The organism is Paractinoplanes pyxinae (assembly GCF_026626335.1).
Lineage (GTDB): Bacteria > Actinomycetota > Actinomycetes > Mycobacteriales > Micromonosporaceae > Actinoplanes > Actinoplanes pyxinae.
In genome coordinates, this window is the sequence record NZ_JAPNTZ010000018.1 from 163,480 (window position 1) to 189,548 (window position 26,069).

19 protein-coding genes, 1 tRNA gene and 1 pseudogene are annotated in these 26,069 nt (G+C 68.7%); 14 read left to right on the plus strand and 7 right to left on the minus strand.

What is annotated here, in order from left to right:
• Positions 1-95 precede the first annotated feature (95 nt).
• Positions 96-815 carry a hypothetical protein gene (locus OWR29_RS39540; RefSeq protein ID WP_267568680.1) on the minus strand — a complete coding sequence of 240 codons (720 nt, stop codon included), beginning with the start codon at positions 813-815 and terminating at the stop codon, positions 96-98.
• A complete protein-coding gene (locus OWR29_RS39545) occupies positions 812-2,362 on the minus strand; it encodes a hypothetical protein (RefSeq protein WP_267568681.1) in 1,551 nt (516 codons plus the stop codon). Before OWR29_RS39545 ends, OWR29_RS39540 begins: the two co-directional genes overlap by 4 nt.
• Positions 2,363-3,149: 787 nt before the next feature.
• Here OWR29_RS39545 and OWR29_RS39550 point away from each other — a divergent pair.
• The 3 genes from OWR29_RS39550 to OWR29_RS39560 all read left to right on the plus strand — a co-directional run bounded on the left by OWR29_RS39550 (position 3,150) and on the right by OWR29_RS39560 (position 5,312).
• Entirely contained in the window at positions 3,150-3,347 is a 198-nt protein-coding gene (locus OWR29_RS39550; RefSeq protein WP_267568682.1) for a hypothetical protein, read from the plus strand.
• A 341-nt stretch (positions 3,348-3,688) separates the two neighbouring features.
• Positions 3,689-4,513, plus strand: coding sequence for a chemotaxis protein CheB (locus OWR29_RS39555; RefSeq protein WP_267568683.1), 825 nt, complete (start codon positions 3,689-3,691; stop codon positions 4,511-4,513).
• Positions 4,494-5,312 carry a recombinase family protein gene (locus OWR29_RS39560; RefSeq protein WP_267568684.1) on the plus strand — a complete coding sequence of 273 codons (819 nt, stop codon included), beginning with the start codon at positions 4,494-4,496 and terminating at the stop codon, positions 5,310-5,312. The genes OWR29_RS39555 and OWR29_RS39560 overlap by 20 nt, the downstream gene beginning before the upstream one ends.
• Here OWR29_RS39560 and OWR29_RS39565 read toward each other — a convergent pair.
• Positions 5,277-5,361: transfer RNA gene (locus OWR29_RS39565), tRNA-Leu, on the minus strand. The genes OWR29_RS39560 and OWR29_RS39565 overlap by 36 nt on opposite strands.
• Before the next feature lie 173 nt (positions 5,362-5,534).
• Here OWR29_RS39565 and OWR29_RS39570 point away from each other — a divergent pair.
• From OWR29_RS39570 to OWR29_RS39590, 5 genes are all read left to right on the plus strand, one after another.
• Positions 5,535-6,866: a tetratricopeptide repeat protein gene (locus OWR29_RS39570; RefSeq protein WP_267568685.1), complete on the plus strand. Its 1,332-nt coding sequence runs from the start codon at positions 5,535-5,537 to the stop codon at positions 6,864-6,866.
• 196 nt (positions 6,867-7,062) lie between these two features.
• Positions 7,063-9,618 carry a fibronectin type III domain-containing protein gene (locus tag OWR29_RS39575; RefSeq protein WP_267568735.1) on the plus strand — a complete coding sequence of 852 codons (2,556 nt, stop codon included), beginning with the start codon at positions 7,063-7,065 and terminating at the stop codon, positions 9,616-9,618.
• A gap of 24 nt (positions 9,619-9,642) precedes the next feature.
• Positions 9,643-10,632 (plus strand): AAA family ATPase, encoded by a 990-nt coding sequence (locus OWR29_RS39580; protein ID WP_267568686.1) that lies wholly within the window; start codon positions 9,643-9,645, stop codon positions 10,630-10,632.
• A gap of 335 nt (positions 10,633-10,967) precedes the next feature.
• Positions 10,968-12,140: a DUF58 domain-containing protein gene (locus tag OWR29_RS39585; RefSeq protein ID WP_267568687.1), complete on the plus strand. Its 1,173-nt coding sequence runs from the start codon at positions 10,968-10,970 to the stop codon at positions 12,138-12,140.
• 118 nt (positions 12,141-12,258) lie between these two features.
• Positions 12,259-14,490, plus strand: coding sequence for a transglutaminase TgpA family protein (locus OWR29_RS39590; protein WP_267568688.1), 2,232 nt, complete (start codon positions 12,259-12,261; stop codon positions 14,488-14,490).
• A 53-nt stretch (positions 14,491-14,543) separates the two neighbouring features.
• Here OWR29_RS39590 and OWR29_RS39595 read toward each other — a convergent pair whose 3' ends face one another.
• Positions 14,544-14,750, minus strand: a complete 207-nt coding sequence (locus tag OWR29_RS39595; RefSeq protein ID WP_267568689.1) for a hypothetical protein — start codon at positions 14,748-14,750, stop codon at positions 14,544-14,546.
• Positions 14,751-14,863: 113 nt separating this feature from the next.
• A complete protein-coding gene (locus OWR29_RS39600; RefSeq protein WP_267568690.1) occupies positions 14,864-15,541 on the minus strand; it encodes a hypothetical protein in 678 nt (225 codons plus the stop codon).
• Between the two features lie 337 nt (positions 15,542-15,878).
• Here OWR29_RS39600 and OWR29_RS39605 point away from each other — a divergent pair, with 337 nt between their 5' ends.
• The 4 genes from OWR29_RS39605 to OWR29_RS39620 all read left to right on the plus strand — a co-directional run bounded on the left by OWR29_RS39605 (position 15,879) and on the right by OWR29_RS39620 (position 19,105).
• Positions 15,879-17,069 carry an MFS transporter gene (locus OWR29_RS39605; protein WP_324291303.1) on the plus strand — a complete coding sequence of 397 codons (1,191 nt, stop codon included), beginning with the start codon at positions 15,879-15,881 and terminating at the stop codon, positions 17,067-17,069.
• A gap of 161 nt (positions 17,070-17,230) precedes the next feature.
• A complete protein-coding gene (locus tag OWR29_RS39610; RefSeq protein ID WP_267568692.1) occupies positions 17,231-17,638 on the plus strand; it encodes a ferredoxin reductase domain-containing protein in 408 nt (135 codons plus the stop codon).
• A 69-nt stretch (positions 17,639-17,707) separates the two neighbouring features.
• Positions 17,708-18,034, plus strand: coding sequence for a DUF7662 domain-containing protein (locus tag OWR29_RS48345; protein WP_438872715.1), 327 nt, complete (start codon positions 17,708-17,710; stop codon positions 18,032-18,034).
• 924 nt (positions 18,035-18,958) lie between these two features.
• The gene (locus OWR29_RS39620; RefSeq protein ID WP_267568694.1) at positions 18,959-19,105 is read left to right on the plus strand and encodes a hypothetical protein; all 147 of its coding nucleotides are present in this window, start codon (positions 18,959-18,961) and stop codon (positions 19,103-19,105) included.
• A gap of 29 nt (positions 19,106-19,134) precedes the next feature.
• On the opposite strand, the pseudogene OWR29_RS39625 reads toward OWR29_RS39620, so the two are convergent.
• Positions 19,135-19,503: pseudogene (locus tag OWR29_RS39625) on the minus strand (barstar family protein); the annotation flags it as partial.
• Positions 19,504-19,786: 283 nt separating this feature from the next.
• Between OWR29_RS39625 and OWR29_RS39630 the strand changes: the two are divergent.
• Together OWR29_RS39630 and OWR29_RS39635 are read left to right on the plus strand one after the other, a co-directional pair.
• The gene (locus OWR29_RS39630) at positions 19,787-20,224 is read left to right on the plus strand and encodes a hypothetical protein (protein WP_267568695.1); all 438 of its coding nucleotides are present in this window, start codon (positions 19,787-19,789) and stop codon (positions 20,222-20,224) included.
• A 373-nt stretch (positions 20,225-20,597) separates the two neighbouring features.
• Complete coding sequence (locus OWR29_RS39635; RefSeq protein WP_267568696.1) at positions 20,598-20,969, plus strand: hypothetical protein; 372 nt, start codon at positions 20,598-20,600, stop codon at positions 20,967-20,969.
• A 524-nt stretch (positions 20,970-21,493) separates the two neighbouring features.
• Here the strand turns inward: OWR29_RS39635 and OWR29_RS39640 are convergent.
• Positions 21,494-25,798, minus strand: a complete 4,305-nt coding sequence (locus OWR29_RS39640; protein WP_267568697.1) for an nSTAND1 domain-containing NTPase — start codon at positions 25,796-25,798, stop codon at positions 21,494-21,496.
• Between the last annotated feature and the right edge of the window lie 271 nt (positions 25,799-26,069).

Sequence of the window (26,069 nt, forward strand, 5' to 3'; positions counted from 1 at the left end):
CCGCAACGGCGGAACCGGGAGCCGGTCCGGTGGTTGCTCGGCAGCCTGGGTGAACAGGTCGACGGCGGCGATCGTGTGGTGCGGTCCGATGTCGGTCACGGGCGGTCCTCGTCGACCTCGGTGAGCTGATTGACGATCACGTACAGGTCGGAGTCCTCGCACAGCACGGTGACCGCGTGCCGGAAACGTGGCCGGGCCAGCCAGGTGCCGCCGTCGGTGTCGCCGCGGGCGGTCAGGTAGCCGGCGTCGGTCAGCAGGCGGCATACCCGGTTGACCAGGCCGGGGCGGTCATTGGTGGAGCGTCGTCGCGCGTTCGGGCGTGCCGTCTGCAGGCCGGCCCATTGCCGCCAGGCCTCGACCAGGTCGTCGTCGACCGGACCGTCTTCGCCGGTCGCCTCGGCGTGGGCCTGCACGGCGCGGTCGAGGGCGTCGACGACGGACTGGGTGGTGAACACGGCTACCCGGTCCGGGTCGTCGAGCATCGCGCTGTCCGGGTACGCGGTGCGGGCGATCGTGAGGATCACCGCTCCGATCGCCGCCCGGTGCGCCGGTTGCGCCCGCTTGACGACGTCGGACGCGGTGACCCGCAGCGGCGAGTCAGGGTTGGCGGTGGCCACGATGCCGTCACGGTCATCGACAAGCAGGTAGAGGCCGGCGCCGGTGAAGACCGCGTCGACGGTGGCGGCGAAGTCCGGCTCGTTGCGGTACCGGGTCACGACCCGGTGGTAGTCGTCGTGGCGGCCCGGTGTTTCTCGCGGCCGGCTGGCCCATGCCAGCATCCGGCCGACGTCGACGCTGTCATTGCTGGCGCTCATGCTGCCTCCGCGGTGTCCGGGACATCGACGCGCCCGGCTGCTGGTTCCTCGATGTCGGCGGTGACCCATCCCGGCATCAGCAGGAGATCGGCCGTCCGGAGCAGGTCGCTGCTGAGCTGGCTGCCGGTGTCCACGGCGACGAGGACCCGGTCGCCGGCCGACCGTCCTGCCAGCCGCGCCGCCCACGCCCGGTGGGCGGCGTGCACCATCGCTGCCGCCAGCAGTTCGGGATTCAGCGGCTCACCGTCATCGTCGCTGACCTGCGAAGCGAGCTCATCGGACCGGGCGACCAGCTGGGACAGCCGTACCGGCTCGTCGACCGCTGCGAAGATCGCCTCGACGGTGTCCTCGTAGGTCTCCCACCACTCCGGCGCTTCATCGTCGTCGAACTCCGGCGGCTCGAACTGCTCCCCCGGCTCTGGCACCCGGGCTGGGGCGCACAGTTCGTCGGTCAGGACGGCCAACGACGGCAGCCACCGGGCCGACAGGCCGCCGACGGCCGCGACCAGCCGATCGGCCAGCGCAGCGGCTGTCGCCGTCGGCGCGGCCAGACACGGGTTGAGCAGGTCCCGGCCGAGGTCGGAACGGTGCGTCGAGCGCGGGGCACGAACAAATCGGTCGTCCAGCGCCTCCCGCAGCCTGGTCCGCGCGCCGATCAGGTGGGTGTGCAGCTCGTCGTGCCGGTGACGGCACTCGCGGAGGATCTCGATCAGCGTGTTAGCTGCCTGTAGCTTGACCCGGTCGTCCAGTTCGAACCGCCGCTCGGCGACCGCCTCCAGCAGCGAGGACTCGCCCGCCAGACGTTCCCGGACGTGCAGCAACGCCGCATCGAGTAACGCGGGCACTTCGCTGACCCAGTCGTGGGTGTCCGGGTCGATGAGGGTGTCGGCGATGATCCGGCGGATCCGTTCCTGATACTGGATCGACTGGTAGCGGGCGTAGCGGGCGATCTGCACCGCGGATTCGATCGCTCCGCGGGCGATCAATGCGGTCAGCTGCGCCTCGGTGGCGATCTGCGCCGCTTCGATGTCCAGGTCGAGCGCGTCGATGAAGATGTTGATCGCCTGCTCGGAGGCGCGTAGATATTCCACAGCGTCGCCGCCGCCGGCATGCACGTACAGCAGCCGGAAACGCTGCGCGCGCCATTGCGGCCCTGCCCCGGTGTACGTCAGGTAAGGAACTGTTTCGATGTCGGTGGTCACCAGGGAGACGACGACGCGCTCCGCCACCGCCGCCCATTGGTTGCCGGCGGCGTCCGGCGCCTGCCGAGCGGCCTGGCTGGTCGCATAGTCGACGGTTTCGTCCCACGTCTTGCCGGCCGAGATCCCCATCGCCAGCGCAACTTGATCGATGACGGCGAGCGCGATGGTGAACAGGTCGTACCGGTGCCAGAAGTCGCCGTCGAGGCTGGACTTCGTCCGCTCGATGTCGGCCAGAACCTGAATGGGTGCGAGTGCGCGCCGGCGCCGGGCGATGGACGTGTCATCGGTCGGGATGGTGATGTCCCAGTCGACGGGCTCCACCGGCACGTCCCACTCGCTTGGCACTCGTGATCTCCTTCCCACCCGCACACCGCGGGAGATCGACCGCCGTGAGGTGCCCGGCCCGACACGCCGTCATTCTAGGAGACCAGTCCGACACTTTCGGTAATCACATTGGTTGATCTCGAAAGCCGGATGGCCGGTACGGTCCGGTTATGTGTTCCACGACCTCGGGTGTCTCGCCGACCGGCGGCCACCGGCCGTTGGCGGGCGGCCGGCCTGACCTCCTTCCGGTCCATGCGCGTGCTGTTCGTCGACCTCCCGGACACCGCCCATGCCCACCGCGCGACCCGCCATGGTCGTGCACGGGCTCTCCGGGTCACACCGTCGCCACCCGGTAACGCAACGACGTGGCGAAAGTTCTGATCCGACATGTCGGTCGCAACGGCAGGCGGTACACCAGCCGCAGCCATTGTCTTACCGGCCCGGCGCAGGCACCGCTCGAGTCGAACACCCAAGCAGGGCCGCCATATTGGCACAACGGCGCTCTCCCGACTCCGCCCCAGCGACGAGCACCTGTTCCAGTTGCTCTGATCGTCATCCGGGGAAGGGGAACGGCCGACATCGATACATTACGCACGTCGCACGGGCGCATTTTGGCGAGGTCATACTGCTGGCACAGCTCGGCGAGACTTACCGCTCCTGGGTGGGCGGCGCCGTATGAAGGTCGTTTTCATTGCCTCCTCGCTGCTGGATCGGCTCATCGATGAGCCGGGCAGCGCGCTGGCCCAGTGATACCGAACCGACTCGGTGACACCGGAACTGCCCACATAGGTAGCACCGGGTCGATCACATGACCGGTACGGTGCTGGCCGACGATGCGGCCGAACCGAGCCCGCTGGTCCTGGGCGCACTGGAGCGGCTGCCGGCCGCCACCTGCCTCTCGGTGTTCGATTCTGAGGCTGCCGATGGCCGGCAGGACGACCGGGCTGGAATGCCAGCGTTGAATCCATCCGGCGGGCGATCGCTCACATCGAGGGGAATCCTGTAGCCCAGCGCATCACCGGTTCGTTTTTCGCGTATCCGTTCTGCGCCGTGCCGGGTATCCGGCAACCGTCCCAAGCACGAGGCTTGAAGCGGAGTCGTTCGTCGCTGCCGCCTATGTCATGAGCCTCATTCGTGGCTCTGTCTGACGCTGAACTGCTGGCTGAGCTCGCGCGTCAGCTCAGCGCACAACCCGCCCCTGAACGCACCGCAGGAGCCGGGTCGCGCTAGCTACGGAGTCGGTGGTCGACGCGCTGGACATGCCCGGTGGTGCATCGGCGATGTGGGAAGTGCGCTGTGTCGTCGATGCGTTGCGGCGCGGGCACGGGACCGTAGAGGTGGCTGGCTGTGCACGAACACGGGGTGGTGGTGATCGGCGCCTCCGCGGGCGGTATCCACGCTCTGCACGAGGTGCTCGGTGGGCTGCCGGCCGGGCTGTCGGCTAGCGTACTGGTCGTTGTCCACACGCCGCCCACGTCCCCGAGGCTGCTGCCCGATGTGCTCGCCCGCTGCGGGCCGCTGCCCGCGGCGTACGCCGTGCCCGGCCAGCGCCTCACAGCCGGGCTGGTGACGATCGCCCCGCCCGGGCAGCACCTGGTGCTGACCGCTGGTGATGTGCTGCGTCTGCACTGTGGACCGCTGGTCCACCGCGCGCGTCCGGCCGTCGACCCACTGCTGCACAGCGTCGCTGGCGTCTGTCGAAACCGGGCGATCGCGGTGGTTCTGTCCGGGCGGCTGCGCGACGGCGCGGACGGGGCTGCCGCTGTGGCCGCGAACGGCGGGACTGTCCTGGTGCAGGATCCGGTCGACGCCGCCAACCGGGGCATGCCCCTCGCCGCCCTGGAGCTTCCCGACGCCGCGGTCTGGCCTGCCGCCAAGCTCGGTCCGGTCATCGCTGATCTGATTGATGCCGCCGTGCCCGCCGCACGGGACGGGCATGACACAGCGGGAGGTTCGGGCCCACGCGGGAGCGCTGAGATCGACGAGGCGCTGTGGGTCGCGGTGTCGCGGCTGCAGACGCACGCGGACGGCCAGCGTCGCCTCCTGCAGCGACTGCAGCCCGGCACATTGATCGCTGCCCAGTGCCAGGCACGGGCTGAACGCGCCCTGCATGCCGCGCAGGTCATCACCGACCGCGTGTTGCCGATCATCCGTGGCGAGGCCGAGGAGTAACGCGCTCGGCGTCATCCCGCCGTCCGCACACGACCGAGCCCGCAACTCGCACCGCACCGGCGCCGCGTGGACGCTGCGCATCGTCGCGGCGATCCTCGGTAACCCGCGCTACACCGGCCGACAGGTCTGGAACCGACAATCGGTCGACCACCACGAGAGCGACTCTGGCGACAAGACCACCCGCGAGCCAGGCCGGAAGCCGACGCACGGCTGGAACACCAAGGACCAGTGGGTGATCTCCACCCAACAAGCCCACCCGCCGCTGATCAGTGAGGCCGACTTCGTCCGCGCCCAGCACGTCAACGCGATCACCCGCCCCGACGACGGCGGCACGCCGCGCCGCTACCAACTCACCGGGCTGGTGCTCTGCGGGCTGTGCGGGCGCCGTGCCGAGGGACATTGGGCGAACGGTCGGGCCCGCTACCGGTGCCGGCACGGCGCCACCAGCAGCCGCGACGCCACCGCCGGCCGGATGCCTACGCTCTACCTACGCGAGGACCAGCTCCTGACCCAGGTGGCTGCGCAACTTCCCGACGTCCACCCGGACGACATCACCGCGCACATGAGAGCCCGTCAGATGACGATCGTCTGCACCGCAGTCAGTGCCACGCTGGAGATCCTAGCGGCGACCGGTGGAAAGCACGGGCTGAAGGGGCCGATCCAGCCGACCATCCCGGGGCTGGGACACCGATCAAGCGGCGGAAAAGAGAAACCCCCACCGCCGCCCCCCACGAAACGTGAAAGGCATTTGTGGGGGTTAACGTGTCCGGAGGGGGACTTGAACCCCCACGCCCGATAAAGGGCACTAGCACCTCAAGCTAGCGCGTCTGCCATTCCGCCACCCGGACCTGCATGCTGCCTGTTCGGGGCCGACCGAGGTCGGCGTCCCGGCGGGCCGCACAGGAGAGAACTGTACACGGCCTTGCCAGGGGGTTGCAGGGAGGGTGGGGGTGCGGACAAAAGGGGGCATACGTTCCTGTTGAGCGGGGTGGGGTGGCCTGGGGGGATTGTTGCGGGCAGCATGGCCTGCGTGTCTCAGCCATCGCCTCTTGCGCCTGCTCGGCAGCGGGCCCTTGCTCTTTCTTCCTCCGGGAATCTGGCGGAGGCTCGGGCTGTGCTTGAGCAGGCGGTTGAGCTGGGGAAGCTGAACCTTTCCGAGGATGATCCGGCCGTTCTGGCCACCGCGTTCGAGCTGGGGCGGGTCTTGCAGCAGGGTGACGACCCGATGGGGGCTCGCCGGGTCCTCGAGGAGGCGTACGCGGCTGGGCAGTGGCGGCTGGGGGACTCTGATCCGCTCATGCTTCAGATCTCGCACGACATCGGGGCGGTGGCCGAGGAGCTGGGGAATCGGCATGAGGCCCGCAAGGCGTTCACTCGCGTGGCTGAGCTGGGGCCGGGCGTGCTCGGCGACGGGCACTGGGCTGTGGCTAAGGCTCGGGCCTATCTCGGCCCTGACCAATTAGGCGTACGGGTGGAGAGCGCGCCTAATCCGCAGGCCTCAGCGGGTGAGGCGCCGACCACGGTGTTCGAGGCTGTTCCGCCTCCGGCGCGGCCTGGTCAGGTGCAACCGCCGTCCGCCGAGAACCAGACCGCGTGGAGCGAGCCTCCGCAGGCTGCGCCTCCGATCCCCGCGCCGCGGCCTGTGCCTGCGATCGAGGAGCCGACGATCGTGCAGCCCGTCGTCCTCCCCCGGGTCCGCGAGACGGCAGCCCCGGCGCTCGACGGGGACGCCACCGCGGCCCACCCGGGTACCGGGCACCCCGCGCCGCCGGGTTATCCGGGCGCGCCGGGTTTCGCGGGAGGGCCTGGCTATCCGGGCGCGCCGAGTTATCCACATGGGCAGGCACATCCGGCAGGTGCGGGGGAATTGTTCGCGCCTGCGTACCCGCCGGAGGGCTTCAACCCGTACGCGCAAGCAAGCACTAGCCCCACGGGGCGTAAGGGGCTCGGGGTTTTCGCGGCCATCGCCGCTGTTCTCGCGGCTGTCATTGCGGTTGCGGCGCTGGTCTTTGTGCTGGCCAACCGGACGAGTGACCCGTCTGACAATGACAATGTGCCAACTCTGACGGGGCCGGCTCCGAGCGATGTGGAGTTGCGGGACACGGGCACGACGATCCGGGTCAGCTGGACGGATCCGACCGAGGCCTCCGTGTCCTTCATGGTCATCATGGGCCGGCCGGGGCTCGAGCTGAAGCCGGTGGGAACGCTCGGACCTGGGCAGACATCGTTCGAGATGAGTGGACTGAATGCGACCGTCAACTACTGCTTCGCCGTGGTGGCTGTCTATCGAGGAGATCAGTTCGCGACGTCTCCGCAGGCGTGCACGAGCCGGGCTTCGGCTACGCCGCGATAGATCATTGTGACTCTCCGGAGAGGATGATCACTCAGAGCGACCGAGGTTATCCACAGCGGGTATCGACGCCTGCCGCACTCCCCTATGATGGCCTGCGTTCCGAGGTCCACACGGGGAGGAAGTGGCAGTGACCAGCGCAGACGAGGTGACCGTCGACCGACCGAAACGCCGCCGGCGTCGCGGCTATCTGGTCACGATGGGCACCGTCCTCAGCCTGGCTGGGGGTCTCGCGCTGACCGTGCTGGGGCTGGGTTCGGCCGATCAGGCCGTCGCCAGTTTCGACTCCGCGTCCTGGGTCTGGAGCCGGGCGAAGGGCGAGGTGGCGCGGATCAACGGCGTCACGGCCAAGGTGGACACGCGGGTCGATGTGCCGAAGGCGCGCGGGCACCAGCTGCAGGTGGTGCAGAACGACCGCTTCGTGATCTTGCGGGACGTGACCACCGGCGCGATCGGGTCGATGGACCTGACCACGTTGCAAGAGTTCTGGAACGCCTCGTCCACCTCGGGCATCGGGGTGCGGGTGGCGCTGCATGAGGACGCCGTTTTCGTCATCGACGCGGTGCAGGGGCAGGTGCAGCAGCTCGACCCGCGCACGCTGGGCAAGCTGGGCAATCCGCTGAGGTTCCCGCCGGGCATCACCGGTGGGGTGTTCGACGGTGAGGGCAAGCTGTGGGTGGCCGCGCCCAGCGAGGGCACGGTCACGGCGATCACGCCGGCCGCCCCGTCCCCGTCCGCTCCGGCCAAGAGCGAACCCCAACGCGTCCGTACGGAATCAGTGGCGCAACCCTCGCACGACCTCACCCTTTCCACGCTCGACGACGGCGTGGCCGTGCTCGACCGCACCAACAACGCCCTGCACACAGTGCTCGGCAAAGAGCCCGGCTTCACCAGCGCCACCCTGCCCCTGGCCGGTCCGGGCACCCTCGCGCCGCACACCGACGGCAAGCGCGTGCCGGTGACGGTGCCCGACGCGCGGCACGTCTATGTGGTCGGTGACAACGGCTTCCGCAGCGACTTCGCGGTACCCGGCGACGGCGAGAACCTGCAGCCGGCTGTGGCCTGGGAGGGCTACTTCTACGTGGCCGACGCCACCGGCTCGGTGCGGGTGTTCGACTCGGCGGGCAAGCGGCAGAAAGACATCGGCTTCAAGAACCCGGGCGGGCCGCTCGAGCTCGAGGTGCGCGAGGGCTACCTGTTCATCAACGCGCCGGGCTCGTCGACGGCGCGGGTGGTGGACGGTTCGCACGGCGTCCGGACCGTCGACAAGTACGCCGACGACGTGCTCGGGGGCGACGCACCGCCCGCCCCGCCGCAGGCTCCTCCCCCGCCGCCCAAGCCCAGGAAGCCGGTGGTCACCAAGCCGAGCGCGCCGCGCAACGTGCGCGCCGCGGCCGGTAACGCCGAGGCGCGGGTGACCTGGCAGGCCGCGCGGGACAACGGCGCCGCGATCACCCGCTACGTGGTGGCCGGTGCGGGCCGCAGCTTCCAGGTCGGCGCCGACCAGCGTGCACTGACCGTGACCGGGCTGGTCAACGGGCAGACGTACGAGTTCTCGGTGCGGGCGGTCAACAAGAAGGGCGAAGGCCCGGCCCGTACGAGTAATGCAGTCCGGCCGACGTCGGAGGTGCCCGACGCGCCGACAGCCGTCACCGCCGAGGCCAAGCCGGACGGCTCGGTCGTGGTGAGCTGGCCGCCGGCCAACGGGCAGGGGCTCGAGATCCGCCGCTACACGGTGACCGCGATCAGCGAGGGCGGAAGCGCCCCCACCGGCGACGCCACCGAGGCCTCGCTGACCATCAAGGACGGGCAGCTCGAGTACGGCAAGCAGTACGCGTTCACCGTCGTGTCGATCAACGAACGCGGCGCCGGGTCGAAGGCCTCGCCGGTCAGCGGCAGCGTGGTCCCCTACACCAAGCCGGGCAAACCCGAGGGCACCGACGCGGCCACCGCCGGCGACCAGGCCGGCTCCATCTCGGTGGCCTGGCAGCCCGCGGCCGACAACGGGCGGCCGATCACCAAGTACGTGGTGAGCGCGGGCGACAAGAGCCTGGACGTCACCGAGGGCACGGCGGCCACGCTGACCGGGTTCGAGTCCGGGGCCACGGTCGCGGTCGAGGTGCGCGCGGTCAACGAGGCCGGCGAGAGCGAGCCGGGCACGGCCACCGCCAAGACCGTCGCGCTGCCGCGGATCACGGTCACCGGGGTCGACCCGACGTTCAACACGGCCACCGTACGGTTCAGCGTGGACGCCGGCGGCGGCACGGCCAGCTGCTCGGTGGCCGCGTCCAGTGGCGGCGGCACCGCTGCGGGCGGCTGCACCAGCCTCAAGGTGGGCAGCCTCGAACCGAGCACGAAATACACGTTCACCGTGACCGCCAAGAACGCGGCCGGCACGGTCACCGCGACCACCACGGCCACCACCGATGCGGTCTTCGGCATCGCCACCTGCAAGAACGGCCAGGAGGGCGAGACCGCGACGTACTGCGACAAGGATCGCGACGGCCGCAACGGCAACGAGATCTTCAGCGTGGCCCGGCAGGACAACGGCAAGCAGGTCGGCTGGGCCAAGCCGGGCACGCGCCTGCAGGCGTACTGCAAGAAATCGGGCGAAGAGGTGTACGCCTACATCTACAACAACGAGAAGCGCAGCACCTGGTGGGTCCAGGTCAACTACAGCGGCAAGAACTACATCCCGTGGGCGTGGCTGAACCTCGAAGGCGGCGACAACCTGAACAACCTGCCGACCTGCTGAGCCGAGCTACTGGGGAATCGAAAAGTGACCGAACCACTGCCGCCGCAGCACGTGAACGGCTTCGCCGAGGTGGCGGCCGCGCTCGCCGACCGGATCGGCGCAGTCGTGCTGGGCAAGCCCGAGGTGGTGCGGCTCGCGCTCACCGCGCTGTTCGCGCAGGGGCACGTGCTGCTCGAGGACGTGCCCGGCGTGGGCAAGACAACGCTGGCCCGCGCCCTGGCGGCGTCCATCCAGGGGCAGTGGCGGCGCATCCAGTTCACACCCGACCTGCTGCCGTCCGACGTGTCCGGCGTGACGATCTTCAACCAGGCCTCGCGCGGGTTCGAATTCCACCCCGGGCCGGTGTTCGCCAACATCGTCATCGCCGACGAGATCAACCGGGCCTCGCCCAAGACCCAGTCGGCGCTACTAGAGGTGATGGAGGAACGCCGGGTCACCGTGGACGGCGTGCCGCATCCGGTGCCGCAGCCGTTCCTGGTGGTGGCCACGCAGAACCCGGTCGAGATGGACGGCACCTACCGTCTACCGGAGGCGCAGCTCGACCGGTTCCTGGTAAAGCTTTCCGTCGGCTACCCGAGCGAAGAAGTCGAGGTCGAGGTGCTGCGCGGGGCGGCACTGCGCTCCCCCGACGCCCTCGAGCCCATCACCGACACGGCGGTGGTCGGCGAGATGGTGCGGATGGCGACCCGGGTGCACATCGCCGACCCCCTTTACACGTACGCGGTGCGACTGGCCGCCGCGACCCGGAACCACCCGCAGGTGCGGGTCGGGGTCAGCCCGCGCGGGGTGATCGCGCTGACCCGGGCCGCCTGCGCCTACGCGTTGATCAACGCCCGCGGGTACGTGCTTCCGGAAGACCTGAAGACGCTGGTCGAGCCGGTGTTCGCGCACCGGGTGCTGCTGTCGGCCGACGCCCAGCTGCGCGGGGTGACGGCGGCCGACGTGCTGCGCGACGCGGTCCAGTCGGTGCCGGTGCCGCTGCCGGACACCACCCGAGTCACGGCCGGGGCGTGAGCACGCCGCCGGGAGAGCCGCCGCTGCCGGTCGGCAGCGCTCCGCCGACCGGCGGCGGCCCCTCCCCCACGGGCGCAGATGCCGCCTGGCCACAGCCGGACGGCGCAGCAGCCGCGCCCAGCGGCACGGCGGGCGGCGTTGGCGGCACTGCAGGCACGGCGGGCGGCGCGGGCGGCGTTGGCGGCACTGCAGGCACGGCGGGCGGCGCGGCAGGCACTGCGGGCACGGCGGGCGGCGCGGCAGGCACGGCGGGCGGCGCGCCAAACGCGGCGGGCGGCGCGGCAAACGTGGCGGGCAGCGGTCGGAAGCGGAGCCGGCGGGTTAGCGATCGATCGATGCGCATTGCGCACGGGCTGAGTCGGTGGCGGGCTCTGACAGGTGTTACCGCGCGCGGCTTCGGGATCGTGCTGGCTGCAGTGGGGCTGCTCGTGGCGGGATTCCGTTCTGGGTACCCGGATCTGGCCATGCTCGGAGCCGCGGCGGGCATCGCGCTGGTGTGTGCGGTGGGGTTCGCGTCGTGGCGCCCCCGGCTGGGCGTGGAGCGGGTGGCCGAGCCGGACCGGGTCGCGCGCGGTGAGTCGGCACGGATGACGCTCACCGTGCGCAACACGAGCCGGCTACGGGCGGCCAATCTGGTGGCGTCGGACCGCTGCGGCAACAAGAGCGTTCCGGTGCCGTTGCTGCGGTTGCGGCCGGGGCGGGACACGACCGTCGGTTATCCGGTGCCGACCACGCGCCGTGGGATCGTGCCGATCGGGCCGTTGCGGGTCACCCGCGGTGATCCGCTCGGGCTGGTCACTCTGGCCCGTACGTACGGGGGTCCGGCCGAGGTCTGGGTTCATCCCCGCATTCATCTGCTGCGCGCCGTGCCGGCCGGGATGGCCCGTAGTCTCGACGGGCGCATCGACAAGGTGCCGCACGGGACGACCACGTTCGACACGCTGCGCGAGTACGTGATCGGCGACGAGCTGCGGCGGGTGCACTGGCGGTCCAGCGCCAAGGTCGGCGACCTGATGGTGCGCGAGCAGCTGGATACGTCCGAGCCGACGATCGTCGTGCTGCTCGACGACCGCGCCGCCGCCCATCCGGAGGTGCGCGACGGGACGGCCGAGTCGTTCGAGGCGGCCTGCGAAGCCGCGGCGTCGATCGTGGCCGCGGCGGTGCGCGAGGATATCCCGGTCAGCCTGCACCTGGTCACCGACGTCGCGACCGGGCCCTACCTCGATGTGCTCACCCGGGCGACGCTGCGGCCGGGCGATCTGGCGGCGACAATCCGGCGCGTACGGGCCCAGAGGCTCGGTGACACGCTGGTGTTCCTGACCGGTCCGGGTGGGCGGGGCGACCTGGGTGCGGTGAGCGCGCTGCGCGGCGCGTACCCGGTGGTGATGGCCGGGCTGTTCGGCGACCGCGACGGGGCGCCGGTGTCGGCGGGCGACGGCCTGATCGTCATCGAGGCCGACGACGGCGACGAGTTCGCCGCCGCCTGGGACGGGGTGCGCGGATGGTGATCTCCTGGCGCGCTCGTGAAGCCGGTCACCGCACGGGCCTGCGAATGGTGACCCTCCGACGCGCACGTGTGGAGCCGACCGCCGCAGGGCTGCGGACGGCCGCCGCGGGGGTGGGCGGATGGTGAGATGGGTTCGGGCTTCGGTGGTGGCGGTGGCTCTGGCCGGGATGATCTCGCTGTCCGGGGTGGTGCTGGGGCGGATCTTCTCCGGGTCACTGCTGCTGGAACTGGTGGTGGGGGCGGCGGCCGGGTCGGTGGGGCTGAGCCTGGCCTGCCGGCGGCTGCCGAACTGGGTGGTGGCGCCGCTTTCGGCTGTGTTGCTGGCCGCGTACACGTTATTGGCTTTGAAGATCGCGGCGGCGCGGGCCGACCTGGCGGGGCCGCTGCTGCGGATCGTGCGGGACAGCATCGAGAACGGAATTCCGCGGCTGCTCACCGCGCTCATCCCGGTCGAGCCGGCGCCGGAAACCGTTGTGGTGCCGGTGATCGCAACCTGGGTGGCGGGGTTGGCGGGGGCCGAGATTGCGGTCCGAGCGGGGCGTGTGCTGCTGGGACTCGTACCCGCAATCGGGCTTTATGGCGGCGCGCTCTACGTCGTGGGGCCCAATGCGGATTCGGCCGGGACCACCACGGTCGTTTTCGCGGCGCTCGCGGTGGCGGCGCTGGCGGCCAGCGCTCACGGCACGAAGACGCCGTCCGACGAGCCTGCAACCGCGAAAACCAAAACCAGGTCCTTGGCCAGTACGGCGGCGGGGCTGGCGGCCGTGCTGGTGCTCACCGTGGCGGTCGGGCCGTGGATCAGCGGGCAGGTCGGCGCCACACCGGTCGATCCGCGGCAGTACGTGGAGCCGCCGCAGGTCGACAGCCTGGACGAGAGCCCGCTCAACCGGATCTCCGGCTGGGCCCTCACGCCCAAGGAACCGCTGCTCAAGGTTTCGAAGGCGTCGGCCTCGCCGGGCAAGCGGCTGCGGCTGCGGCTGGCCGTGCTGCCCGACTACGACGGGGTGACGTGGCGGGTCGGGGCCACCTATCGCAACGCCGGGCGCATCCTGCCCGCCCCGCCCAGGATGCCCGACGCCCAGGTCACCGAGGTGCGCCAGACCGTCACCGTGGACGGGCTGACCGGGCGGCTGCTGCCGGTCGTGCCCACCCCGACCGGGGTGGACGGCGCGCGAGTGGCCTTCGACGCCTCCACCGGCACGATGATCCGCCCGGAGGGGCTGACGCCGGGGCTGCGCTATTCGGTGACCTCCGAGCTGCAGACGCCGGACCTTAACCTGCTGCCGACCGCCGACGTGCCCTCCGGTGAGGCGGTGGCCCGCTTCCTGACCGTGGGCGGCACCGAGGTCCCGCCGCAGATCCAGCGCCTGGCCGACCAACTCGCCGAGGACAACGGGGCCGCGTTCGACCGGGCCATCACCATCGAGGAGTTCCTGGCCGAGCACTACCGCAAGGTCGCCGACGCGCCCAGCGGGCACGCCTTCCCCAACCTCAACTTCTTCCTGTTCGGGCCGCGCGGCCAGGGCGGCCAGGTCGGCACGTCCGAGCAGTTCGCGGCGTCGTTCGCGCTGCTGGCCCGGCTGACCGGCCTGCCCAGCCGGGTCGTGGTCGGCTTCGACGCGCCGGCCGCGGGCGGCATCGTCACCGCGGCGCGGGCGCTGGCCTGGCCCGAGGTGCTGTTCGACGGGCTGGGCTGGGTGGCCTTCGACCCGATGCCGAAGACCAAGGACCCGCGCCCGGTCGAGGAGGACTTCACACCGAAGCCGACCAAACCGCCGACCCCGCCCTCGGAACCGCCGCCACCGACCGAGACCCCACCGTCCTCGGCGCCGCCCGCGGTGCTCGCCGCACGACAAGGCGGCGGGCCGCCGGCTGTGGTCGTGGCGGGCGGCGCGACCGGATCGGTGCTGCTGGTGCTGGTCGCCGCGGCCGGGACCATCGTGCTGATGCGCCGCTCGCTGCGCCGGCGACGGCTGTCCACGGGCACCCCCGACGACCGGATCACCGGCGCCTGGGCCGAATTCCGCGACGCGTTGCGGCTGGCCGGCCAACCGGTGCCCCCGCATCTGGCCGCGACGGAAGCTGCGACGTACGCCGGGAAACCGCAACCACCCCGCAAGCGCTTGCGAAAAGCCGTGCCGGAGCCCGCCGCAGGCGACCTGCCGCCGCTCGACGACCTGGTCGCCGCCATCAACACGGTCGGCTTCGCCCCCGGCTCGGCCGACGAAACCCAAGCCGCCAAAGCCGGCAGTCAGGCGGTGGCGTACGCGGATGAGCTTCGCGCGCGCCGCTCCTGGTGGCGACGTCTGTGGTGGAGCATCAGCCCTGGCCCTCTGCGAGGGCGCAGATGAAAGTCTGTTGCTGACAGCCATCACGGAGGGAGAGCATCTGATCCCGAACGAGATCATGGCCCTCGTCGCGTAGGCGGGGTTCGGCATGCGCCGGGACCTGCCGCAACCGTGCCGGCGCCGTGGATTACCTCGTCCACCCAGCCGTCGTAACGTAACCGGATCAGCATGACGTGGACGCCCACAGCGCCGAGGCTCAGCGTGTGCTCGTCATCGGTCTGCCGAACATCGATCCGGTCGACGTGCAGCTGGGTGCCATCCATGTGCGGACCGTACTGCGGCGTCAACTTCGGCGCGACGGCAATCCGACCGACCAGGCGCGCTCCGCGGCAAATCCGGGTACCGCCCCCGCTCGCTACCAAGGGCCCGGCCGCTCTCAGGCGCCGCCAGGCACCAGCCGCATCACCTCCGCCGCTACCGCTGCCGGTGCGTGCAGCATGTGCAAGTGTCCCCCCACCATCACACTTACCGGCCAACCCCGGGCCACCGCGTCCGCCCGCTCATCGGCGTACGTATCACCGAACGACAGATAGGCCGCCGGCATGTCGTCCCAGCCGGCGGGCACCTCGATCCGCGCGGCCAGGTATGCGAACGGCACCTGGCGCTGTTCCGCAGTCACCAGTGCTCTCAAGCGATCGTCCGGGAACAGACGGGCCACCTCATCCTCCGGCCACCACGTCGTCCACGGCGGCAGCTTCCCGTCCGCCCCCACCAAATCGCGTAACGACTCTCTCAAACCCACGGGCGCCACCGACATTTCCCCCCTCGCCGGCGGCAGGACCGCGTCCACGAACACAACACCACGCACCGGCCGACGAACCGCCATCGCCGGCACGTACAACCCCGCGTTGCTGTGGGCGACCAGAATCAGCTCACCGTCTGGCAGCTGCGCCTCGAAGGAAGCCAGCACCACAGCCGGATCCGCAGCCGCCGGATCCGGCGGCACCGGCACCGTCACCGCACACGAGTAGACGCCCCGCAGCACATCGGCTACCGATTCCCAAACCACGGAGCCGAGGAACGGACTCGGCAAAAGAACCACGTGAGACGCCACCCGCCCTTCCTACCATCCGGCCACCTGCGTCCGGCAACACAGCCCGATGTCATCGCCGACTCACGCTCGGCCCGATCCAGCCCGACACGCAGCGTGCCGATGACGCCGGCCGACGCGCACGGTCAGCGGCAGATCCGTGCACGTGATCATGGAATGGGGCGGTGCTCCACACGGAGGCGCTTCGGCCCATGTGCGCCGGGCGATGACCGTTCTCGGCAACGTCGCTGACAAGCCGACGTCTGTGGCCACGGCATAATGGCGTTGCCGCTCAGCGTCCCGCGGCCCAAGATCTCGACATGGACACCGTCGCCGGCCGTCACCCCATGACTAGCCTTTGATGCTTGGCCAATATCGGCGGCTGTTCTCCGCCGAGGGTAGTTTGGCCTTCACCCTCGCTGGAGTCGTCGCCCGGTACCCGATGGGCATGTATGGGGTGAGCGTCCTGCTGCTCATGGTCGACACCAGCGGGTCTTACGCCACGGCCGGCCGGGTTGCGGCGGTCGGCCTCGTCGCTATGGCTGTCTGCGCGCCCCTCGTCGGAAGGCTCGTGGACCGCTACGGACAGGCGAAAGTCGCCGTCCCCGCCACCGTGACATCGGTCGCTGCGTGCACCGGTACCGTGCTCTGCGCGCAATACGGAGCACCGATGTGGGCCATCTACGTCACGTACGCTCTGTCCGCTCCCTGCCCTTTCGTCGGGACCTTGGCCCGGGCACGCTGGGTTCGCATCTACCGTGAGCAACCGGACATGATGCACACAGCCAACGCCTTCGAACGAATCGTGGACGAGATCGTCTTCATCACCGGGCCGGCTGCTGCCGGCCTGCTGTGCGGGGCGATCGGCCCGGCCGCTGGGCTGTACGCCGCGAACACGCTGCTGCTGGTGGGAACCCTGTTGTTCGCCGCGCAGCGCAGAACAGAGCCGATCCCGGTGCCGATCGACAAGAGCCAGAAACGCGTGCGGCTCCTGACGCCTGGCATCACGGCCACTGTGGCGCTGTTTCCCATCTTCGGGATCGCTTTGGGATCCATGGAGCTGGTAACAGTCAACTACGTCGCTTCGCACAGCTCCCGGTCCTACTCCGGCATCTTCCTGGCCTTGATCGGCCTCGGCTCATGCCTGACCGGTCTGTACTTCGGCACACTCAAACTCAAAAGCGACCTGCGTCGCCGCACTCTCGCGGTCTCGGCCGTCCTGAGCGCCTGCCTGATGCCCGTGCCCCTGCTCCTCGACGGCAACCTGGTGTTATTCGGAGCGTGGGCCTTCGTCGTGGGTTCCGCGTTCGCGCCGTTCCTGATCACGACTCTGGGTCTCCTGCAGCAGCTCACCCCGGAGGAACGCATCAATGAGGGCATGTCTCTGGTAGACGCCGGCCTGGTCGGCGGCCAAGCGATAGGGCTGTCAACCTCGGGAGTGATCGCTGCCCACTACGGCGCAACCACCGGCTTCTTGATCGTGTCCGCTGCAGGCCTACTCACGCTGCTGGTCGCGACGGGCGGAGCGCGCTGGTGTGACTTCCGGCGGTAGTCGTCACCGAGTTCCGGCTTCAGGCGTCACCGGTACGGCTTCTCGGCGGTGACTGTCATCGGAGCCTTCCGACCAGCGTCGGATGCTCATCACTCTCGGTAGCAGGATGCTGGACGGGTCTTCGGCAGCGAGCACGATCGGCGGTACGACAGACTGTCACCGTGGATGTCGGGACGGTTCAGATTGAGAGCTACCACGAGGTGCTTGCTCTGCACCGGTATCTCTTCGAGAGCAAGGGTGGGGATCTCTCCAGCGAGTACGCCGGAAGTCCTTTCATCGCGGCGATTCAGAATCGCCTTGCCGACGCGCTTGAGGCCGCTGATCCCGGATCTGGATGGACGACATGGCGCGACGCGGAGGGTCACCAACAGCGCATTGACGCGGTACGGCAACACCTGTTGTCAACCGCAGGCCACTGGAACGGTATGAGCCGCGAGCAGCAACGGGCGTACGTCCAAGACCTACTTGCGCCGCTGCGGACGTCGGAGGATCTGGTGGCTGAGCTCGTCGACCTCCAAGCAGCACCGATTTCCACCGGATCGACAGACAGCCCAGCGAAAGACCGCTGAACTTCACGTTCCGTGGTCTGGTAGCCCCTTCGGCACGCACTTGTCGCGGCAGATCCGTGCACCGAGTCGATGCAGAGGTTGGTTGCGGCAGAAGGAAGCGCATTGCGCTGGCTGGCGGATCTCCGGCAGATTGGATTCGTGAGTAAGTATTCGGTGCTGCGGGACCGACTTCGTACGTCCGGTCGGCTAGAGGTGCAAATGTCCTTCGATGAGATCACTGACTTACTCCCAGGTGGCCTGCCGCCGAGCGCCTACCGGTACGACGCGTGGTGGAACAACGAAGACGACCCCGGCAGCACGCACAGTCAGAGCCGTCTCGGTTGGATGGCTGCCGGCTACACGGCGGCCGCCGACCGAGCCGCCCAGCAAGTCGTGTTCACCCGAATCGCTGGCTGAGCCCGTTGTCTGCACAGCAGCCTTCCAGCGGCACAAGGACGAAGCGTGGAGCGCTCGACCAGCGGCAGATCAATGCGCCTCTTCGCGCCGACGGCGACGTCCTCGAACGCAGCCCCGGCGAGGCATTCCTCGGATTTCCTCACTCGTCGTCCTCTGCCCTTGGCGGGTTCTCGACGGTCATCTCGGCAGGTCTGCGCACGCGACCTGGCGGAAGCAATGAAGGTTCGTATGGGGGATAACCCGCATCTGTAGATGGATGATTTCCGGCTGCTCGGTTCTGAGGTGTACCGGCAGGCTCGACCTATGCAGACTCACAGGCGCTTCAACGGCTCGGCGAGATCCGGACGTTCCATTCGCTCCCGGCCGCGTAGATGGATTGCCGATACGCTTGTACGTGGTTCTACTGGTCTTCCACTTGCTCTGGCAGCGCTATTGATGTCTCTCGCCGGGAGAGCTGGGACGGCGGCGCAGATCCAGCTGCGGCTGGCAGCCGGCTTTCCGGCTGCAGCGAATGGGGTCACTGTCCCCGGGCGACGACCGGATACGACCGCGGTTCGAGTGGTGATGCACAGTGCGCTCGTGGCCGTTCCGGCTGCGTTGGCATTCCTCGCCACAGCTATGCAGCTGTTTGTCGTGTGGTCGGGATATTTGTATCCCTTGCGTCCGGACACCATCGCCGCCCTCGGGCATCCATTCAGCCCTGACCGCCAGGTGCTTCCTGAGGCTTGGGGCGGCCCGACGCTTATGGGCGCCTGGGGCGTACACGCCTGCATCGCATTCGGAATCCAGGCTGTCTGTCTTGCTTTGCTGGTAGGGCTGTGTCGACTTCAAAACTCCATTGCCGGCTTGCTGAACGAACGGTAGGCGGATGCGTCTTGCATACCCATCGTATCCGAGGGTGAATGAAAACAGAGCAGTGTTCGTGTGCCCTCGTTTCAACAGAAGCAACAACAGCCAGGTCTGATGCAATGCGCGCTCATCGGCATGAGCGTGCGTCGGAACACCGCGGCCGTGCGTCATGTCGCCGGGCTGGTTGACCGCCTGCCGCCGCGCGCGCTCGGCGGCAAATGAGTGTGATCAGCTGCCGCCTGCCAGGTGCATCAGTCGATCTCTCGGCTCGAGTTGAGCCATTCGGCGTCGTTCCACGTGACTGGCGTAGCGCCGACCGGCGAGAAGGCGATTCCAGGATCGTCAGTCTGGACGAGGCAGATCAGGCGACGGCCGAAAAGTAGAGCGTGACGTGCCTGGCCGGCGTAGATGTCGAGCACGCGTTGAGCGACCTCCGGCTCAGTGGCGGCGAACTTGTCATAGCCGACCAGAACCAGCACCAGGCCCGTGCTCTCCGACGACACCCCATACTCGCCGACCGCGACATCGCCGAGGCAGTCGTTCAGGGCGTTGAGGTTGCCACCGTAGTAGGACGGGAAACCGAGCGCGGCGGCGAAGTCACGGTGAAGGTCCCGACTTGACGTCGGTTGGCAGCACCCAGGCGTGCGTTAACCGTTTGCGGGTTCTTGAACCACGGGATGGTCCGGCAATGTCTGGAACCATCAGCCTGGCGGGCACCGTTTCTGATCGTGGAGATCAGCTGGGCCTGGCTGACCGCTGACGATGAGTGCTCCAAATGCCGCACTGACCAGCGCGCACGGGCCGCGGCGGAAGAGCGCCCTGGACGGCTGAGAGGGAAAGCTCGACCCGCGATGACAAGGGCCGCTCGGCCACGTCGAGGAGCACACTCCTAACCTTGAGCCTATGGAGCACATCGAGTTCCGCACCGTCGAGGAGGAACTCGGCATAGGAGTGCTCACCACACTGATGCCGTACCTCAACGGGGTTCCTCTGCGCGATCTGGTTCGCCGGGCCGAGCTGCCCTTCGCCCGACGTGAAGGAAAACCTGACCTCGCAGGCAGCTACGCGGGCCTTGTGGGCCAGGAAGTACGCTGGCCAAGCTGGCACTACCTCGGAAAGCCCGTCCTCAGCTGGTTCGGCGACGGTGACACCGTCTTACTCGGCTGCGTCTGCAGCGACTGGGGTTGCTGGCCGTTCACCGCAATGGTGACAGTCACCGAGGACGCGGTCACCTGGTCCGGCTACCGAACCGGACATCGCGAGTGGGACTACCGCGAACTACGCGACTTTGCATTTGATCGGCACCAGTACGAACAGGCGTTATGTGCGACCGCCCACTGAGCATGACAAGACAACCTCGGCACCCCACACCCGCAGTAAGTTGCGCCGGGCAAAGAGGCACGACCGCCAGTCAGCAGCTGTGACGCCTTGCGCAGTCCAACACGCATGGACGGCGGCAGATCAGTGTTCCCGCTTAAGCCAAGAGGCGACTACCACAATTCGCAAACCGATCATGCTCATCTGCGCCTCGTAAGTAGCATGGAACAGCACGGAGCGTGACGGCCTCGCTGGTCTTCGCGCGCGATAGCTCATCGAAGATGTACCCACCGCCGTGCGGCGTGCGCACCTCACTGGAAGGGCTGTGGCCCGCACGATGGGCGCAGGGACCGCCGACCGGATGCGAGGGTTACGGTGAATCATCAACAATCCGACGATGAGGCTGCACATGATCAATGTTCACGAGTTCGCGCGGCGGCTTAGTACTCTTGGAACCGACGCGTTCACCAGCGATGACGTCGTGGACCTGGCGACCGCAGCCGATGTCCGCATCAGCGCTGACCTCGAGATCGACGCCACTGTGGCGCAGCGCCTGCTCGACCAGATCACGCCGACCCTGCCGGTCACCGGGGCCCAAATCACGGCGTCGCAATGGCCGCCACCGAAGTCCTCCCGTCCAGCAGCGCCTTCGGTGTCGTTCTCCAGCCCCGGCGCCGTCGACGGACCGGCTGATCAGCCAAGCAGAGCCCGCACTTTTGGGCCCGCGCGTAGCGGTCGGCGACCCGGCTCGCGGCGACCCGGCAGGTGAAGCTGCTGCCCCGCACTCGGCGGTGCGCGTCGCTGAGATGACTGGACGGCGGCGTCGACGACCGGTCGACTTCGGGCATGCGCCGATTACTGCTAGCCGCATGGCACCCGCCCGGATGCTTCGTCGGTATCGGGCTTCCCTGCTCGTAGTCTCGATCGCGCCGGCGGGCGTTGTGCCCGCAAACTTTCACCGGACCCTGCACGGCCAGCATCCGCCGCTCGCCACGCGCACTGCCTCGGCACCGAGTTTCATCGGCGGCAGATCCGTACGCTCATCAGGGCCGCAGCCTGATACTCGTCACCGAAGCGGCACCGAGCATGCTCGGTGAGTGTGGCATGCATGCAATGGACTCAAGAACGAAGTTGCTCCAAAGCCCGCGCCGAGGGCGTCCCCACGCAACACAGGCAGGTATCCGCTTCTCGGACCCAGATGCGCTGACAGCCAGGCCACTCCTGCTCGATGGAAGCCGCGGTCGAGGTGAGACGCCCGAACAGGCTGCAGAGGAGCAACGCCGGATTAAGACCCTAGCCGCAGGCTTCGCTGAACTGCTCGTCCGAGGCGTACGTTGTCCATTCCTCGGTGGTGAGCTCGCCGGCTTGCTGACACAGCCTCCGAATAGGATCAGTAAAGCTCGCCAGATGCCATTGCCGGACAGTTTCGTCGTAGCTCGTGGTCGCCAGCGTTGAGCCGTCCGTGCTGAAGGCGACCGACCACACCGTGGAACTGTGACCGGTCAACGGGACACCCACCTGCTCGCCGGTCGCCGGATTCCACAGCCGCGCCGTCTCGTCCTGGCTGGCACTGGCCAGCATCGTGCCATCCGGACTGAACGCGACCGCAGTCACCGGGTCGGTGTGGCCGGTCAGCACCGGTCCGACTGCGCGACCTGTTGCAGGGTTCCAGAGCCGTACAGCGTTGTCGCTTCCGCCCGAGGCAAGCAGGCTGCCGTCCCGGTTGAAGGCCACGGAAAATATCTCTGCCCCGCCTGGCAATGAGCGGCCGATCTGCCGATGGGTCGCCGGATCCCACAGCCGGATGGTCATGTCCTGGCCCGCGCTGGCCAGTATCTTTCCGTCCCTGCTGAAAGCCAGTGCGGACACCTGGCCGGAGTGCCCGGTCAGCGGCCGGCCGATCTGCTGGCGAGTGGCGACATTCCACAAGCGCACCAAGCCGTCATTGGATCCGGATGCGATCGTCGTGCCGTCCGGACTGAACGAGATCGCGTTCACCACGTTCACCGATCGCTCGTCCTCGATCGCCTTGGTCGGCGGCGAGATCATCGGCTCGCCGACGGGCAAGCCTGTGTGCGGACTCCACATCAGCACCTGGTCGAAGCTGTTGGTCGCGAGCAAGCGTCCGTCCGGGCTGAACGCCATCGCGTCCGCGCGGTTACTCTGCATGTCCAGCCCTCGGCCGATGGCGCTTCCGTTGGTCAGATTCACGAAATACGCGCGATTGTCGTCAGTCCCGTACGCCAATAGCTTGCCGTCCGGGCTGTAGGCCACCGCCTTCCTACCCCCTTCGGCAACCACGGGACCGTCGAGCGCCAAGCCGGTCGACGGGTTCCACAGCCGCACGGTTCCGTCCCAGGAGGCGCTGGCCAGCGAGCGCCCGCCCGGGCTGAACGTAACCGTCGACACGACATCGGTGTGGCCGGTCAGGGTTGCGCCGATCTGCCGGCCGGTGGCCGGATTCCACAGGCGTACGGCGTTGTCGTCTCCGCCGGAGGCCAGCAGCTTTCCATCAGGGCTGAAGGCGACACTTTCCACCGCGCGAGTGTGACCGGCCATTGGGGCTGTGGTCTGCCGGCCCGTCGCCAGGTTCCACACCCGTACGGCGCGGTCGTTGCCCCCGCCGGTGGCGAGCATCTTCCCATCGGGACTGAACGCCACTGCCTCCACGAGGCCTCGGGATGCCGGGATGCTTCTGACGCGGCGGCCAGTCGCCGGATTCCACAATTCGACCGTCGATCCGCGGCTCACTGCCAGCCACGTTCCGTCCGGACTGAACGCGCCCGCCTCAGCACCGTCATCAGCCAGCTTGTCAACGGCCCGGGTGGCTCCCAGATGCCAGAGTCGCATGGACGAATGGCTCGCGATCAGCAGCATGCTCCCGTCCGGGCTGAATGCCACCGACTGCACCTGCGAGCTGGTCATACACCCGTCGCAGTCCGGAAGTGGGCGCGCCTTCTCGACCAGAGCAGCACCGATCGGCCGTCCGGTGACGACACTCAACAGCTGAACGACTCCGTCATCAGTGCCGAAGGCCAGCGTCGTGCTGTCCGGGCTGAAGGCTAATGCGTTCACCGTGCCCGTAGGATCGGTGGCTAGCGGTGCCCCGGTGGTCCGACCGCCCGCCAGATGCCAGAGCCAGATCCGCGCGTTACCGGCGACCGCCAGGTTTCTCCCGTCGGGGCTGAAGGCGATCGCCATCGCCTGGCCGGGGTACTGGAGAATGTCGCCATAATGGGCGAGGCGGGCACTCGCCGCGTCAGCCGCCTCGCGGGTGAATGACGTGTGCAGCGCCGCCGCGGCGAGGCGCTGGCCCAGTCCCCACTCCGTCGGGCTCACGGCTTGGCTCTGCGCTGCGAGCTGGCGAGACAACGCCACCGCATGTTGCTGCTCAACACTGCGGGCGTTACGAGCGGCCAGACTGGCGTTGCGACCTGCCAGCACCGCGGCGCCGGTGGTGGCGACGATCAGGACGGCCATCGCCGCGGCGATGCTCTGGTAGACGCGCCGCCGCCGTCGGTTGCGACGGGTGCTCACCGCGAGGAACTCCCGGACGTCGTCGTCCACGATCAGTGACCGGCCCGGGTCGGTGATCCACCGGTCGACGGCCTCCTGGACGGCGTCCAACTGCACGCCGCGGTACAAGTAGGAGGCGTCGTTACCGTGGGCATTCCAATCTTGCACGTCATCGATCAACGCTCGGTGCAGCGCCTGGTCAGCCAGGCCGGACTGCAGCCAGCCGTGCAAGCGGGTCCATGATCGCAGCAGTTCCTCGTGCGCGATCGAGACACTGCCACCTTCCGCGCGCGTGATCAGGCGTTGGGCGGTAAAGGCGTCGAGGACAGCGTCGAGGTCGCTGTCCGCGCAACCGGTCGCCATCCGCAGAGCGCCGTACGTCGAGAGGTTGCGGGTAAGCCGCCCGTCGGTGACGCGGGTGAGGTGGACGAGGACGCGCCGGGCCAGATCGCGGTGCCTCTCGGTCAGGCCGAGATAGGCGCTCTCCGCGCTGGTCTGCACGATGCCCGCGATGCCGCCGGTCCGGTTGTAGCCCGCCACGGTAAGGCGCTCGGCATCGCCGGCCTGCCACATGACAAACATGACCTGCGACAACAACGGCAGAGCGCCGGAATCGAAGCCCACGACCGGGGTCCGGTCACGCAGGTCGTGCAGGATGGCGGCGGTCAGTTCGGCCGACACCGCCACGCCGGCCTCGGCTGCCGGGCCGGTGATGGCCTGGGTCAGCTCCCTCTCGGTCATCGGCCCGACCGTGAACACCCCGTTCTGCGCCGCCCGTTCCAGTGCGGGGAATGCGGTCGCATGATCGAGGAAGTCGCCGCGGATCCCGACAACCACCAGGGCTGCCGGGACTCCGTCCGGGCCGGTCGGGTTGGTGGCCATGGCATGCAGGGCGATGAGGAACGTCTGCTGCTCGGCGGGCTCGATGCCCAGCGTGAACAGTTCCTCGAGCTGGTCAACGATCAGGACCAGCCTCGGTGGATCGGGATTGGGCGAAGCGGAGGCTACGATCTGAGCGGCCAGCAGGTGCGCACGTTCCGGGTGGCTGAGCAACGCCTGGTAGACGCTCGCGGCGTCTCCGGCGCCGAGGGCAGCGAGGTTGGCCGCCAAGTGCTGAACGGGCGAGGCCGACGGGTTCAGTGCCCAACGAGGCCATCGGCTGCTTCCCGGTACGAGGCGGTCGTCGGCGACGGCGGCAAGCAGCCCGGCCCGCAACAGCGACGACTTACCGGCCCCCGAAGCGCCGATGACCAGCAGGATCTCGCCGGTGCTGAGCCGCTCGCCGAGCTTCTCCGTGAGCTCCTGGGTCAGCCGGTGCCGGCCGTAGAAGACGGCGGAGTGCTTTTCCTCGAACGGCATCAGCCCGAGAAACGGCGAGCCGTCCCACCGAGCGGGGACATCCGCTGGCCGGGACTGCGGGATGCGCAACGCTCGGACTGCGTCCAGCAGCCGCCGCAGATCCGCGCCGGTCTGACGGGAGCGTTCCCGGTCGGCGCTCTGCCGAGCGATCTCGCGGCGCAGATCCTCGTGCAGAGCGTGCACGTCGAGCCGCGTGTTCACCAGAACGGATCCAAAACCACTGACGGTCGCCGTCAGATCGGCGAACACGCCTACCATCCGAGGCAGCAGTTCGGTGTCGTCGAGCCCGGCCGCCGCCTCGAGCGCAGTACCGGCGATGTCATAGGTCGCGAACAGGGCGATGACCTCCTCGCGTACCCGCTGGTCGGTAGCGCTGGAGGATGTGAAAGCCGCTTCGACGCGGTCGAGGAACGCCTGCCGGACCGCGGCCACCGCCTGCGGGGCGCCGGCTTCATCGGGACGCAGCTTGGCGACCGCGGCGGTGACGACATCAGTCAGCACGTTCGCGCCGACGGATCCGAGGACAGCGATACCTGCCGTGACCATCCCGCCGGCCGGTGCGACAGCGAGCGGCGTGAGCGCCGAGGCAGACAGAATCCCGATTAGAGCCGGAGCTGACGCCGCACGCAGACGGGCAGCGCTGGTGCCGACAACCTCGGCCACCGCTGCCCGCATCCGGGCTTTGCCGGCCTCATCATCATCGGACCGATCGGATCGCGTCATCGGATCTTCCTAGCTGCTTCACGAACGTTCCCCTCACGACCCGGCCGCGCAGTTCAAGGGAGGTCACCCGAACGGGGTCCACAAACCTGCGGGTCGGCGTGCCGCGCCGGCGGTCCTGAAATGGCCTAGCAGCGAGACTGCGGCCGCGCATACCCAAACACAGAGTGTTTCGCATTCCGCTGGTCAGGCTCCGAGTGTTGGCAGCCCATCGAGCCACTGATGTACCTGAACCAGGATGGGCGGCTCGGCCAGGGTCTCGATCAGACCGAGG

Bases quoted from the DNA above. Each gene is read 5' to 3' on its own strand.
- OWR29_RS39630 (WP_267568695.1), top strand. From the start codon at position 19,787: ATGGAGCACATCGAGTTCCGCACCGTCGAGGAGGAACTCGGCATAGGA.
- OWR29_RS39640 (WP_267568697.1), bottom strand. From the start codon at position 25,798: ATGACGCGATCCGATCGGTCCGATGATGATGAGGCCGGCAAAGCCCGG.
- OWR29_RS39605 (WP_324291303.1), top strand. From the start codon at position 15,879: ATGCTTGGCCAATATCGGCGGCTGTTCTCCGCCGAGGGTAGTTTGGCC.
- OWR29_RS39635 (WP_267568696.1), top strand. From the start codon at position 20,598: ATGAGGCTGCACATGATCAATGTTCACGAGTTCGCGCGGCGGCTTAGT.
- OWR29_RS48345 (WP_438872715.1), top strand. From the start codon at position 17,708: ATGCAGAGGTTGGTTGCGGCAGAAGGAAGCGCATTGCGCTGGCTGGCG.
- OWR29_RS39595 (WP_267568689.1), bottom strand. From the start codon at position 14,750: ATGGATGGCACCCAGCTGCACGTCGACCGGATCGATGTTCGGCAGACC.
- OWR29_RS39570 (WP_267568685.1), top strand. From the start codon at position 5,535: ATGGCCTGCGTGTCTCAGCCATCGCCTCTTGCGCCTGCTCGGCAGCGG.
- OWR29_RS39585 (WP_267568687.1), top strand. From the start codon at position 10,968: ATGCGCATTGCGCACGGGCTGAGTCGGTGGCGGGCTCTGACAGGTGTT.
- OWR29_RS39540 (WP_267568680.1), bottom strand. From the start codon at position 815: ATGAGCGCCAGCAATGACAGCGTCGACGTCGGCCGGATGCTGGCATGG.
- OWR29_RS39575 (WP_267568735.1), top strand. From the start codon at position 7,063: ATGGGCACCGTCCTCAGCCTGGCTGGGGGTCTCGCGCTGACCGTGCTG.
- OWR29_RS39550 (WP_267568682.1), top strand. From the start codon at position 3,150: ATGACCGGTACGGTGCTGGCCGACGATGCGGCCGAACCGAGCCCGCTG.
- OWR29_RS39590 (WP_267568688.1), top strand. From the start codon at position 12,259: ATGGTGAGATGGGTTCGGGCTTCGGTGGTGGCGGTGGCTCTGGCCGGG.